Genomic DNA, 12,163 nt, shown 5'->3' on the forward strand with positions numbered 1-12,163 from the left:
CAGGCGAAGTTCGTGAAAATCTGATGGAATTCACAGGAAATCTACGGAGATATCCAATGAACGATTCCAGTTGGTCCGCTTCCGAAAAGAAGCTCGCCCGCCACGCCTTCGATAAGGCTCTTGAGGCGGCCCTCGCAAAGACGATGGCCGAATTCAAGAGCAAGGCCAGTGCGGTGACGGTTCCCTCCCAGATGTGGGAGCTGGAAGCCTATTTGCGTGAACAGCGGCGGGATATCGATCGGACGTTCGACTACCGCTATTCGCAGCTCCTTTATGTCTTCACTCATCTCATCCGAGCAGGCTGCCTCGATGAAAAGCTGCTTGCCGGTCTGTCGCAAGACAAGCGGGATGTCATTCGGCGGGACCTTGCCTTTGCGGCGGGACGCTCGGCCAGCGGATGACGACGGCAGGGAGTGCGGCCGCGTCCCAATCCCTGCCATGCTGGAAAGCGGCCGTTGTCGTACTACCATCCCGTCACATGGCGAGGGGGATGAGATGGACCATCAGCGTACTGTTTTTCTGATCGGAGCAGGTTCCGTTGGTGACGACGAGCAAGCCGTGTTCACGCTGCACGTGAACGGCGCTGCCTGCAATCTGAAATGCAGTTATCGGGACAAGGTGATCGAGGCAGAAGAGGAAGACTTTTTCGAGGCTCTGTTCCAAATCCGTCAGGCACTCGAAGTCGATGGCCTGCTACCCTTCTGTTACGGAGCAAGCGCCAATGTTTATCCGGAAAATACCGTGATGGAGAAAAGTCGCGGATTGATAGCCTGCAAGGTGAAGACGGGGCAATTTCCGCAAGAGAGCGATCTGGTCGACATATTTGATGATGGCGTCGACGTGGTTCCGGTTTTCGTCCATATGCAGCAGGAATTTTGGGAAGAATGGCTGACTTCGCTGCCTTCCTAGCTGCTGGCGTTCATCCAATCCCGCCCGTAACCAGATAGGCGCCGGCGCTGCGCCCATCCTCCAGCCGCACAATAGCCGTCACGATCGAGCCATACGAGCCACGCCAGACGCTGTGGAACCGCTGGTGCTCTGCGGCCGGAACCAATGCCTGTCCACAGCAGCGCGCTCCGCTTCGCTGGATGGCGACAGGCTCGCCGTTGACATGCACCTTGACGCTGGCGTGTTCCGCCTCGGCGTCGATCGGCAGGTCGAGGGTGATGGTGATCTCGTCCTGATCGCCGGTCGTGCGCGTCTCGGCGGCAAGCGCAATGACGAGCGGAGGTGCCTTGCCGTTACCGGTTTGCGTGGGCCGCCGGGAAAATACATCTTCAGTCAGTTCCGGCGTGCGTGGGGGCAGGGTGCGGCGCCGGGTCGACTGTTCGTAGTCGCCGGCCATGCGCAGCAGCCTTTCGTCGTCATAGGCCTTACCGGCGAAGGTCAGGCCGACCGGCATGCCGATATCGGCCATGGTTCCCATCGGCACGGTGACGGTCGGGATGCCGAAATGGCGCCAGACCAGATTGCCGTTGGCGACCCAGGTGCCATTGCGCCAGGCAAGGGCGGCGGATGCCTCGTCGATGTCTGCATCGGCCGGTCCGACATCGGCGGCGGCGGGCAGCACCACGGCGTCGATGTCTTGGCCGTCCAGCCAGACCTCGAAATCGATCCGCCTTGTTGCTTCGAGGCCCTTCAGTCCGTCTTCCAGCGTTGGAATGTCTGCGAACGGCGTGACGCCGGACCGGGCCCGTTCCACATATTCTCTCAGATCGAAGCCGCCCTCATAGCGGTCGGGCAGCGTGCCGGGCGGCTGCGGGAAGATCTTTGGGCCGTCGACGGAGACGAGATCGGGCACGGCCGGGTCGGCATTGGCGCGCAAAAAGTCGTCCCAGCCCCAGATGCTGAGATCCCAGAGTTCGCGCTCGGCGAAGTCCTGCGGCACCAGCCCGCGCTCGACCATGGTGCGCGCCCCGGGGCGGTCGCGCTCGTAGTTGGAGACGACGGGGAAATCGACCTCGATCACCTCGGCGCCAAGCCGCTTGAGATCGGCCGCTGCCTGTTGCCACAGGGCAAGCACCGAGGCGCGGGTTTCGATCGGCGCATCGGCCTCGCTGTCGCGGCCGATATACATTCTGGGCACGCCGAGCCGCTTGCCTTTCAACGACCCCGCCAGTGCGAGATCGGTATAACGGGGCGGCCGCACATCGGAGCTTTTCGGCAGCTTGACCCAAGGCTGCGCGCGCCAGAAATCGCCTCGCGCCTCGGGATCGTCGGAAACGATCACATCGAGCAGTTCGAGCATGTCGAGCACGCTGCGCGTATGCGGCACGACGACATCCATGGTCGGCACCAGGGGCCAGTTGCCCCGCACAGAAATGACGCCGCGCGACGGCGTGTAGGCGACCAGCGCATTGTTGGTGGCCGGCGCGCGGCCGGACGACCAGGTTTCCTCGCCAAGCCCGAAGGCGCAGAAGCTGGCCGCTGTCGCCGTGCCGGAGCCATTGGACGAACCCGATGCGAAGGCGGCGGTGAGATAATCGCCATTGTACGGACTTTCGGCGCGGCCATAGACGCCGCGCTGCATGCCGCCATTGGCCATTGGCGGCATGTTGGTCAGCCCGATCAGCACCGCACCGCCGGCGCGCAGCCGGGCTATGGTGAAGGCATCCTCATTGGCAATGAGATGCTCGAAGGCCGGCGAGCCGGCGGCCACCGTCAGGCCTGCAACCTTGTAGCTGTCCTTGGCGGTGTAGGGGATGCCGTCGAGCGGTCCGAGCACGGCGCCGTTGCGGCGCCGCTGGTCGGAGGCCGCCGCCTGCTCAAACATGTCAGGGTTGAGCACTGGGACGGCATTGAGGCTGATGCCGTGCCGGTCGAAATGCGCGATGCGCCTGAGATACGCCCCGACCAGTTCGACGCTGGTGACGGTGCCGTCATCGAGCGCGCGGCGCAGTTGGTCGATCGTCGCTTCGACGAGGTGAAGGCTGGCGTCGGTCATCACGGATCCCACATTTCCACGCACCATGGATGAGCGAGGCCGCAGGCTTCGGCAAGAGCCTATCGCGGTCTTCTCGGAACTTTTGTCCGGCTGGCGGTTTTGGATGTATGGTGCGATTCCGGAATGGCCAGAAGGGTGTGCCGATGACCACGAAATGCGTTGCGATCCTAGCTCTCGCGGTTGCTACGGGCGCGAGTCTTTGCGCCCCGGCCTTGGCTGGCGACCGGCATCACGACCGCCGGGTCCACTCCGAACGCTACGTTCCCGCCGAAGGCGATCTCATCGATATCCTGTTCGGCGGCCCGCACTACTACGATCAGCAGTTGGTGACGACGGCGGCTGGCGCGTGCTCCTACCATCGCGTTGGACCCGACGCGAATGCATTGAACAAGATCAACGATCATCACTGCGGGAAATAAGGCAGTAGGGCAGTAGGGCAGTAGGGCAGTAGGGCAGTAGGGCGGCAGTAGGGCGGCAGTAGGGCGGCAGTAGGGCAGTAGGGAGCGCCTCAACGCTGGCCGCTCTCCTTCATACGCTCGATGATTTCGGCCATCAGCGCCAGGTCGCGGCGGGAATCGGCGAGGTCGGTCAGCGGCTTTGTTCCTTCGGCGATGTGGCGGTGGAAAATCTCGAGTTCATTCGAGAAAGCATCGCCGTAGAGAGGGCCGAAGGCTTTCGTCACCGGGCCGAGCGGGCCGGCATCGGTGACCTCCAGCCGCGTCGGCAGGCTGCGGATGTAGGGCGTGTCGTAGATGATGCGCACGCGCCTGGTGTTGGAGCGCACCTCGATCATTGCGTCGAACAGGCCGAGATCGTCGACCACCGCGTCGTAGAGACAAGCGAAATGGCCATAGTCGAAGGTGACCGATGTGTTGGCGCCGCCATTGGTGCGGTGCGCGGCCAGCACGCGCGCCGGCTCGCCGATCAGCCCGCGCATCGCCGAAATGTGGTGCGAGGAAAGCGCCGTCAGCCCGCGATAGGCGCGCACCAGGTCGGCCGGCGCGTCGGCACCGACGACTTCGCGGATCAGCGCGTCGCGCTCCTTGGCGCCACGCGCCAGCAGGGCCGGGTCTATGTCCTTGGGATAGAGGACGTTCTGGCTCTTCTTGAGGAAATGCCGGCCCTCCGAGATCAGGTCGAAGATGCGGACATGGGTGATGTCGGCGAAGGCCGGCAGCTCGTCCCTGGCGGCCAGATATGCCGGCGCGTAGCGGCGCATATAGCCGACGAACAGGGTCTTGTCGTAGTCCGGCATCAGCGCCAGCAGATCGTCGATCTCGCGCACCGTCAGACAGGCGGGCTTTTCCAGCAGGATGTGCTTGTTGGTGGCAATCGCCGCGTGCACGAAGCGGCTGTGGGTGTCGTCGGATGACAGCACGAACACCGCGTCGATGTCGGGTGACGCTATTAGCGCCTCGGCCGTCTCGAAGGTTCTTGCCGTCGGGTGTTGCGAGGTGCACAGCGCCACCAGGCTGGGCGACACGTCGTACACGCCCATGCCGACGGTTGCGCATGTTTTATAAAAAATTTACACGCGTCAAGATTTAAAATGTGCGTAGCGATTTTTGACTGCGCGCCCTGCGGGCATGACTGTCCTGCCGGCATGCGCTACAACCAAGGCGCGAAAAAAACTGCCGGCCTAGGGAACCACTAGGGGGATGTCCGCGTTGGTCGCTACTTTTGTGCAGAGGGAGGTTTGGGGTGGGGCGTTTCGAAATCGTGGAAGAGCCAACGGGTACGTTTTCGATTTTCGACACCGTCACGGAATTGCCGGCAACGGCCAAAGGGGGCGTGTGCATTGGGCTTTATCGGCACGAAGTGCCTCTGGCACTGCTTGCAGCGGTTGAAACGGTCCAGCCCGGCCATTTTTCGCTCCTGCCCTCATTGTCGGTGTTGAACGACTGGCGGGCTCATCGAGACGATCTGCTGGCATGAGCAAAGCTGCCCGATGTCGCATCAAAAATCATACGGTATGGGAAATCACGCCCTGTTGTCGAAAGCGGCGGTGAGGCATGGAAAGCAAGGGGAGGTTGCAGTGCGTTGGGAGGTGAAGCAATGTCTGATCAGGACGACCTGATCCGAGCTGCCATCGGACGGCTGCTCGCCGAGAAGACAGGCGCCGCCGTCATATCGATGAGAGAGAGCGTCACCGAGCTTCTGGCGCTGACCGGTGCCGCACTCGACGAAAGACTCCAAGACCTGCTGCTGGAAATGGCCGAAGTCCGCGGCATGATGGTCGCTCTCGACTTCTGAACATATCCGGCTGGGATGCCGCAGCATGGACCGGCAGCGCTTTCATCGCCGGCAGCCTCGGACAGGCAGCTTTGGACTTCCGATGAAGATAGCTGACCAAAGCCGAGAGTAGCGGTCGAACAATTTCGCGGGCGACCGGCAGTGTGATCGCCGGCCGCCGTCCAATGCACTATGCCACGGCGGCCAATGCGGCCGCTTTGACCGACAGGGTCGGGTGGACCATCACCCCGAATGCCGAGACAAATGCTCGTAAAGATTCGGGTTGGTGCGGGTTGAACTACTGAGCCCATGACTGATATTCGATTGTTGGGGTCTGACATGGGCGGCAAGATTGCGTGCGAACTACTGCGGATGAAATCGGTTCCATTGGCTCGACAACGACGCCGGTGCGGGAATTGACGCCTGCCGAGCGCGACCGGATGTTTGCCTTGTATGAGACCTACTACGAGGCAGTCGATCGCAATGTCTTCGAACGTGATCTCGCTGAAAAGGATGCTGTCGTGATCATCCGGTGCGACCGGGAGATAATCGGCTTTTCGACTTACCTTGTCAGACCACAGACCGTCGGCGGGGAGACTGTTCACTATCTCTTCTCCGGCGATACTGTTCTCCATTCCGCGCGTTGGGGCGACCCCGTGTTGCTGCGCGGTTTCTTTCGCGCGGCCGGCGCCGCCAAGGCCGGGGTGGCGGGCCGGTTGTTCTGGTTCTCCATCATCGGAGGGCATAGGACGTTCCGCATTCTCCCCAATTTTTTCTGCGACTTCGTTCCAGCCGTCGATGGTCCGGTTTCGGCCCGCCTGCAGACGATCCGCGATGCCATCGCAACTGCCCGATACGGGCGTCAATTCGAGCCGTCGACCGGACTGATAGACTTCGGCCTGTCGCAAGGCCACTTGCGGGAACAGTGGGCAGATGTCGAGGAAACAGCATTCCGCAACCGTTTTGCCGCCTTCTTTCTCCAGGCCAATCCCTTCTACTTCCGAGGTGTCGAACTTGCCTGCCTCGCGGAATTCGAACTCGGCAATCTGAAGCGCTACGCCGCCGCGAGTTTCGCCGAAGGGCTGCAAGATGGGCGCTGAAGCCTGGGCACGGATTGCCGGCGCGACCGCTGCCGGGGATGCCGGTTTTCGGGCGCGGCTCGATCAACTTGAGGCCACGCAGCGCTCCCTCTTGCGGCGGCTCCTAGAAGCCAATCCTGCGACTGTGTTTGGTGGTGACCACAACTTCGCCAACGTCGCTTCGGCCGAGTCCTTTCGCGATCTCGTGCCGATCCGCGGCTACGAGGCCTTGTCGCCATACATCAATCGTGTCGTCGCCGGAGAGGAAAATGTGCTGACTGCCGAGCCGGTCCGGTTTATCGAGCAAACCGGCGGCAGTTCCGGTGGCGCGAAATACATCCCTTATACCGACACGGGCCTGCAGGCCTACACCGATTGTCTCTATCCCTGGATGTCGGAACTGATACGGCGCCGGCCGGGCGTTGCGCAAGGGCACAGCTATTTCGCGCTAAGCCCGGTAGGCCGCGGCGCAAGCGAGCGCGTCGGTGCGCGCAGGTTGGGCAGTCCCGTTCCTTTTGCTTATTTCGGCGCCTTGCGCGACAGCCTGATCCAAGTTTCGGCGGTGCCGATGGATTTGAGGCTGCTCAGCGATTTCGCCGAGTGGCAAAGGCAGACCTGCCTGCACCTGCTGGCGGCCGAGGATCTGAGCCTGATCTGGGTCTGGAGCCCGACCTATCTCACCGAAATCCTGCGCGCGATGCAGCGCGATGCCGAGAGCCTGTTGCCGGAGCTCGCGGACAGGCTGGGCGCCGTGCGGCCGGCGGACGTGGTGCGCCGCCGCATTGCTGCGCTGGAGGGCGCGCTTGGAAGTTCGCAGCTGTCGGCGATCTGGCCTCGCCTCGACACGATCAGCTGCTGGACAGACGCTTCCAGCAGTGGCTTTGCCGCCGCATTGCAGGCGCAATTTCGGCATGTCTTCATCCAGTCCAAAGGGCTGATGTCTACCGAAGCTGCCGTTTCATTTCCCTATGGCGACGGGTCCGGGTGCATCCTGGCATCGCAAAGCGGGTTTTTTGAATTTGTCGATGACAGCGGTGCCAGCTATTTCGCGTGGCAGTTGGAGGCAGGCCTGACCTACCGGCTTATCGTGACCACCGGCTCCGGCCTCTATCGCTACGATACGCAAGACATGGTCGAAGTCACCGGGTTCACCGGCGACACGCCGCGCCTGCGTTTCAGCGGGCGTATCGGCATGGTGTCCGATCTCTGTGGCGAAAAGCTCACGGAAGCCTTTGTCGTGCGGTCGCTGGCCGAGGCCGGTCTCGATCATCGTACCTATTCGCTGCTGGTGGCGGTCGCGACGCCGCACCCGCACTACCGGCTTTTCGTCGAGACCGGTCCGGGGCCGGCCGTTGAGGTGCTTGGCGGTGGCCTCGACCATGCGCTCAAGGCCAACCCGCAATATGAGTATGCCCGCCGCATCGGCCAGTTGGGGCCGCTGCGGACGACCGGCGTGGACGACCTCTATGGCAGGCTGAAGCGCCACCGCATGAAGGGCGGCACGAGCATTGCCGGAATGAAGGCGCCGGTTCTGCTCACTCGATCGGACGCAGCGCTTCTCGCGGCGCTCGGGGCGGACAAGGAGGACGCTTAGGATGATGCGGCATCCCGTGTCGCGGAAATGGGTCGCGCAAAGGCATGAAAACCGGACAAGCGACCATCCGGTCAGGCTGTCAGCCGCAACGCCAGCGCATCCAGGCCGCGGATCGAGGAATTGTCCATCCAACGTGCAGCAACAGGCTCGATGGCTCTCCAGTGGGTGAGTGCGGCTTCCAGCACCGCGACACCTTCCATTTCGGCCAGCGCCCTGCCGATGCAGACATGCGCGCCCCGGCCGAAGGCCAGGTTCTGCCTGCCGGCCCGGCCGAGGTCGAAACGCGATGCGTCGGCAAACTGGGCCGGGTCGCGGTTGGCAGCGCCGACAAGCAGCACCATCAGCCGGTTCTTTTCGATTTCCTGGCCGCCGATGATTACAGGCTCGAGCGGCCAGCGGCAGATCTTCTGCACCGGGCTTTCCAGCCGCAGAGTTTCGGCAACGGCACTGGCAGCAAGCCGGCGGTCGGCCCGCAGGGCCGCCCACTGGGCGGGCTGGTGAGCAAGATGGAACAGCATGTTGCCGATGAGGTGCACCGTGGTCTCGTGGCCGGCGAAGGCCAGGAAGGCGATGTTGCGACCGGCAGCCGTCAGCCCCAACGCATCGACGAGGCCGGCCAGCCCGGTCAGCAGCGGCGGCATTCGCCCAGCGGCAAGCAGATGGCGCAGATGCTCGACGAAGTAGCAGGACATCTCGTCGGCGGAGTTGGCGCCGCCGAACGCATCATCGAAACCAGTGTCGAGAAGGGCGCGGATCGAACCCGACCATGCCCGGACCATCGGCATGTCCTGGTCCGGTACGCCAAGCAGGCGGCAGATGACACGTTCGGGCACGGCGCGCGTGAAGGCGGCCACGACTTCGGTCGTCCCGGACAAGCCGGAATCGCCCATGAGGTCTTCGATCGTTTCAGCTACAATGAGACGCAAAGCCGGCATGCCCTTGCCGACAAAGGGCTGCTGCAGGGCCTGGCGCAGGGCGGCGTGAGCGCTGCCCTCCTGATAGATCAGCCAGTCGCGGATCGCGGAATCCGAATCCGCCATTACATCGGCCGGCGGCACGTGCGAAAGCTTGCGATTTGCGAGGCTGCTCGAAACGAGATCGTAGCCGGTGAGATAGACATCGCCCCACGGCGCCTGCCAGACCGGAGCGTGCCGTCGCATTTCATCGTGGATAGCATAGGTGTCCGTGGCACCTTCGAAAGCACCGGCGCGAATCACTTGCCAGGGATGCCGGCCGGATTTGAACAGAGCATTGGAGGGGAATTCGGTATGCATTGCGTTGGGGGAAGTCCAATCTTGTCGGCTAAGACAGTCGTGTGTCATGCATGCCAGGATATCGACGCCCGGCCATGACCAACAATCAGGGGCCGATCTACTATTTCTGCACACGCCAACACGCTTACACGATGGGCGTACTGCTTGGCTATTACCAGCATGGGCTTGGTGATCTTGTTCGGATCATTCCCTACGAGCTGGCCGCGAGGCTCGGGCCCCTCTCTCCGGGCACCTTCGTCTTTACGGATTTTGAACGGCTGGCGCCGGCGCAATTGCAGGCGGCGGTCTCACTTCATGAGCGCATCGCCTCGCTCAATCCAGGCCTGTTGCTGCTCAACGATCCAGCAATCGTGCCAAGTCGCTTTGACTTGCTGAAACGCCTGAAGGCCGCGGGCCTCAACCATTTCGATGTGCATCGGCTGGGTGAGCGCAAGTCCGTACGCCGCTTTCCAGTTTTCGTGCGCTGGGAAAGCCAGCATGAGCCGCCGCTGACCGGGCTGATCGACGCCGCGGATGCGCTGGAAGCAGCGATTGCCCGTCTGCCGGGCCATGTCCGTCAAGACCCGGACCTGATGATCGTCGAATACGGCGCGGCTCCCTCGGCCGATGGGCGGTTCCGCAAATACTCGGCTTACAAGGTCGGCCCAACCGTCTATCCGCAGCACTGCTTCATCAATGAGAACTGGTACATCAAGTTTCCGAGCACCCGCTTCACCGAAGCCGATAGGGCCGAAAGCCGCGCTTACGTGGACGACAATCCGCATGCCGAGCAGATCGGGCGTGTCTTCGCCCTGGCCGGCATCGACTATGGGCGCATCGATTACGGCATCGTCGACGGCCAGGTCCAGACCTTCGAAATCAATAATAACCCGTCCGTTCTGACGCGGCCGCCTGGCTGGGACGCGGGGGTGGATTACAGCCGCTACGCCGAGATGCACGAGCGGGCTCTGCGTGGCATCATGCGCCCGGTCTCGGGCCCCGACCTTTTACTCGGCAACGGTACCATGAGCGTCGATGCCATCCACGCCGATGCCATGCATGCGGTGCGGCAGAGGATTGCGGGATTCTCCCGGCGTCGGCGCCTGTCCCTGCGACCGCTCAAGAAGCGGCTGGCGCGGCTGTTTGGCTGGGGGTGACATGAGCGCAATTGGGCTTCACATTTAATGCAATGCAGCCCCTAATCGCTCCACTGCCCACGCGGCGCGGCATCATGCTTCTTCCGCCCTATCGCCAACATTGCCGGCATGTCGCGGATCGTCGCCGCGACAGCGCGCCTCGCCAAACCTTGGCTCTTTTTCCGACCCTCAAACGTCTTAGCTACAGTGAAGCTAAGGAGCAGGGTCGATGAGCCTCAGGAATAAAGAAATCGTGGTCACCGGTGGCAGCCGTGGGCTTGGCCTCGGATTGGTCGAGGCGCTGGTCGAACAGGGCGCCAGCGTGACCGTCGTTGCCCGTGGCGTCGAGGCGCTGGATGCGGTCGGTGCGCGGCTTGGGGTCGCCACTATCCGCGCCGACGTTGCGGAGGAGGGCGCGGCCTATCGCATTCTTAGCGAGGTTCGTCCTGACGTCGTGGTCCTGAATGCTGGTGCCACGCCCCGGATGGGCCGGTTGGACCAACTGAGCTGGGAAGATTTTTCAATCGCCTGGGAAACCGACGTCAAGGCCGGGCTATGCTGGCTGCAGGCGGCGCTCAACCTGCCGCTCAAGCCGGGCAGCCGTGTTCTGGTGGGATCGAGCGGTGCCGCCGTCACCGGGTCGCAGTTGTCGGGGGGCTATGGCGGCGCCAAGCGCATGCTGTGGTTCATGGCGAAGTACGCCAATGGCGTTTCGCTGGAGAAGAAGCTCGGCATCCGCTTTCAGGCGATCGTGCCGCGGCAGATGATCCTCGGCACCGGAACAGGCGATGCGGCGGCCGGCGCCTATTCCGGATCCATGGGCATCACGCCCGAACAATTCGTCACCCGCTTCGGTGCGCCGATGCCGCCCCGGACCTTCGGCGACAGGGTGGTTTCCGTGCTGGAAGACCCGCAATATGCGGAGGGCATCGTCTTCGGCCTCAATGGCGACGCGGGCGTAACCGTGATGGAGGGGGCTGCGGCTTGAGCGAACGAGATCCTGCCGTGGACCGCGACCGACGGGAAGGGCTGCTTGCCCTTGCCGCCGCGATGCGGCCAGAGCTGCACCGCTATTGCGCGCGCCTGATGGGCTCGGTCATCGACGGGGAGGATGTCGTGCAGGACACGTTTGCGCGAGCCTTCGTTGCGCTGAATGAGCTGGGCGAGGTGCCGCAGCTCAGGCCCTGGCTGTTCCGCGTCGCCCACAACCGTGCGCTGGACCTGCTGCGCAGCCGCGCGATCCGCGCGGCGGAGCCTATCGAGGCGGCGCTTGAAATTGCCGACGACACCAAAGCCGACCCGGTGGAGATGCTGATGCGCAGGCAAGCTATACAGACCGCAGTGTCGCGCTTCGCGGAGCTTCCGCTGCTCCAGCGCAGCGTCGTCATCCTCAGAGATGTGCTCGACGAGCCGCTGGCCGAGATCGCTGCTTTGCTCGGCATCACGGTCGATGCGGTGAAAGGGCACTTGGCGCGCGGCCGCGCCCGGCTTAGGGAAGTCAGTGCGCAGGCCAGCTCGGCTCCCGATGCGCGTATCGCGTCGGCCGCCGTGGTCCGTTATGCGACCCTGTTCAACCAGCGCGATTGGGACGGCTTGCGCGCCCTGCTTGCCGACGACGTCAGGCTTCATCAGTCCCTGCATGCGACGCGCTCGGGTGCGGCGGATGTCGGCATGTTCTTCACGATCTACGCCAAAAGCGACCGCGTGTGGCTGACGCCGGCCTGGCTCGACGGCCGCGAGGTGATCGCTGTGTTCGAAAGCCATGCCGACCAGAAACCGCATCATTTCATGTGGCTGGAGTGGCGGGAAGGTCAGATCAGCTTCATCCGCGACTATCGCTATGTCAGCTATGTTACCGACGATGCCGAGCTGGTGCTGGCCAAGGACGCCAGGTCCTTCGGTCGCGGCACCGGGCACTGAAGAGC

13 protein-coding genes are annotated in these 12,163 nt (G+C 63.1%); 10 read left to right on the plus strand and 3 right to left on the minus strand.

The features are described 5' to 3' along the window. The first annotated feature begins 23 nt into the window (after nt 1-23). Nucleotides 24-401, plus strand: a complete 378-nt coding sequence (locus P3C39_RS01875; protein ID WP_224674977.1) for a hypothetical protein — start codon at nt 24-26, stop codon at nt 399-401. 94 nt (nt 402-495) lie between these two features. After that, the gene (locus P3C39_RS01880; protein WP_063168681.1) at nt 496-909 is read left to right on the plus strand and encodes a hypothetical protein; all 414 of its coding nucleotides are present in this window, start codon (nt 496-498) and stop codon (nt 907-909) included. A gap of 10 nt (nt 910-919) precedes the next feature. Here the strand turns inward: P3C39_RS01880 and P3C39_RS01885 are convergent, their stop codons facing one another. Next, nucleotides 920-2,944 (minus strand): amidase, encoded by a 2,025-nt coding sequence (locus P3C39_RS01885; RefSeq protein ID WP_275952539.1) that lies wholly within the window; start codon nt 2,942-2,944, stop codon nt 920-922. A 143-nt stretch (nt 2,945-3,087) separates the two neighbouring features. On the opposite strand from P3C39_RS01885, the gene P3C39_RS01890 reads away from it, so the two are divergent. After that, nucleotides 3,088-3,363 carry a hypothetical protein gene (locus P3C39_RS01890; RefSeq protein WP_013530503.1) on the plus strand — a complete coding sequence of 92 codons (276 nt, stop codon included), beginning with the start codon at nt 3,088-3,090 and terminating at the stop codon, nt 3,361-3,363. Between the two features lie 89 nt (nt 3,364-3,452). On the opposite strand, the gene P3C39_RS01895 is transcribed toward P3C39_RS01890, so the two are convergent. Continuing rightward, nucleotides 3,453-4,442, minus strand: a complete 990-nt coding sequence (locus tag P3C39_RS01895; protein WP_275952540.1) for a Gfo/Idh/MocA family oxidoreductase — start codon at nt 4,440-4,442, stop codon at nt 3,453-3,455. Nucleotides 4,443-4,645: 203 nt separating this feature from the next. Between P3C39_RS01895 and P3C39_RS01900 the strand changes: the two genes are divergently transcribed. The 4 genes from P3C39_RS01900 (at nt 4,646) to P3C39_RS01915 (ending at nt 7,849) form a co-directional block, all read left to right on the plus strand. Continuing rightward, the gene (locus tag P3C39_RS01900; RefSeq protein WP_013530508.1) at nt 4,646-4,879 is read left to right on the plus strand and encodes a hypothetical protein; all 234 of its coding nucleotides are present in this window, start codon (nt 4,646-4,648) and stop codon (nt 4,877-4,879) included. A gap of 120 nt (nt 4,880-4,999) precedes the next feature. After that, on the plus strand, nt 5,000-5,197 hold the full coding sequence (locus tag P3C39_RS01905; protein WP_013530509.1) for a hypothetical protein: 198 nt from the start codon (nt 5,000-5,002) through the stop codon (nt 5,195-5,197). Between the two features lie 395 nt (nt 5,198-5,592). Then, nucleotides 5,593-6,276 carry a hypothetical protein gene (locus P3C39_RS01910; RefSeq protein ID WP_156949269.1) on the plus strand — a complete coding sequence of 228 codons (684 nt, stop codon included), beginning with the start codon at nt 5,593-5,595 and terminating at the stop codon, nt 6,274-6,276. After that, a complete protein-coding gene (locus P3C39_RS01915; RefSeq protein ID WP_275952541.1) occupies nt 6,266-7,849 on the plus strand; it encodes a GH3 auxin-responsive promoter family protein in 1,584 nt (527 codons plus the stop codon). Before P3C39_RS01910 ends, P3C39_RS01915 begins: the two co-directional genes overlap by 11 nt. Before the next feature lie 71 nt (nt 7,850-7,920). Here the strand turns inward: P3C39_RS01915 and P3C39_RS01920 are convergent, their stop codons facing one another. After that, nucleotides 7,921-9,123, minus strand: coding sequence for a cytochrome P450 (locus P3C39_RS01920; protein ID WP_275952542.1), 1,203 nt, complete (start codon nt 9,121-9,123; stop codon nt 7,921-7,923). Between the two features lie 74 nt (nt 9,124-9,197). On the opposite strand from P3C39_RS01920, the gene P3C39_RS01925 reads away from it, so the two are divergent. From P3C39_RS01925 to P3C39_RS01935, 3 genes are all read left to right on the plus strand, one after another. Next, on the plus strand, nt 9,198-10,259 hold the full coding sequence (locus tag P3C39_RS01925; RefSeq protein WP_275952543.1) for a hypothetical protein: 1,062 nt from the start codon (nt 9,198-9,200) through the stop codon (nt 10,257-10,259). Between the two features lie 208 nt (nt 10,260-10,467). Next, the gene (locus P3C39_RS01930) at nt 10,468-11,226 is read left to right on the plus strand and encodes an SDR family oxidoreductase (RefSeq protein ID WP_275952544.1); all 759 of its coding nucleotides are present in this window, start codon (nt 10,468-10,470) and stop codon (nt 11,224-11,226) included. 62 nt (nt 11,227-11,288) lie between these two features. Beyond that, complete coding sequence (locus tag P3C39_RS01935) at nt 11,289-12,158, plus strand: sigma-70 family RNA polymerase sigma factor (protein WP_164747167.1); 870 nt, start codon at nt 11,289-11,291, stop codon at nt 12,156-12,158. The last annotated feature ends 5 nt before the right edge of the window (nt 12,159-12,163 follow it).

It is taken from the genome of Mesorhizobium sp. XAP4 (assembly GCF_029269325.1).
Taxonomy (GTDB): domain Bacteria; phylum Pseudomonadota; class Alphaproteobacteria; order Rhizobiales; family Rhizobiaceae; genus Mesorhizobium; species Mesorhizobium ciceri.

What these genes read in the sequence shown, in the direction of transcription:
- P3C39_RS01920 (WP_275952542.1), bottom strand. Translation starts at nt 9,123, where the DNA reads ATGCATACCGAATTCCCCTCCAATGCTCTGTTCAAATCCGGCCGGCAT.
- P3C39_RS01915 (WP_275952541.1), top strand. Translation starts at nt 6,266, where the DNA reads ATGGGCGCTGAAGCCTGGGCACGGATTGCCGGCGCGACCGCTGCCGGG.
- P3C39_RS01905 (WP_013530509.1), top strand. Translation starts at nt 5,000, where the DNA reads ATGTCTGATCAGGACGACCTGATCCGAGCTGCCATCGGACGGCTGCTC.
- P3C39_RS01895 (WP_275952540.1), bottom strand. Translation starts at nt 4,442, where the DNA reads ATGGGCGTGTACGACGTGTCGCCCAGCCTGGTGGCGCTGTGCACCTCG.
- P3C39_RS01875 (WP_224674977.1), top strand. Translation starts at nt 24, where the DNA reads ATGGAATTCACAGGAAATCTACGGAGATATCCAATGAACGATTCCAGT.
- P3C39_RS01880 (WP_063168681.1), top strand. Translation starts at nt 496, where the DNA reads ATGGACCATCAGCGTACTGTTTTTCTGATCGGAGCAGGTTCCGTTGGT.
- P3C39_RS01890 (WP_013530503.1), top strand. Translation starts at nt 3,088, where the DNA reads ATGACCACGAAATGCGTTGCGATCCTAGCTCTCGCGGTTGCTACGGGC.
- P3C39_RS01930 (WP_275952544.1), top strand. Translation starts at nt 10,468, where the DNA reads ATGAGCCTCAGGAATAAAGAAATCGTGGTCACCGGTGGCAGCCGTGGG.
- P3C39_RS01925 (WP_275952543.1), top strand. Translation starts at nt 9,198, where the DNA reads ATGACCAACAATCAGGGGCCGATCTACTATTTCTGCACACGCCAACAC.
- P3C39_RS01885 (WP_275952539.1), bottom strand. Translation starts at nt 2,944, where the DNA reads ATGACCGACGCCAGCCTTCACCTCGTCGAAGCGACGATCGACCAACTG.
- P3C39_RS01935 (WP_164747167.1), top strand. Translation starts at nt 11,289, where the DNA reads ATGCGGCCAGAGCTGCACCGCTATTGCGCGCGCCTGATGGGCTCGGTC.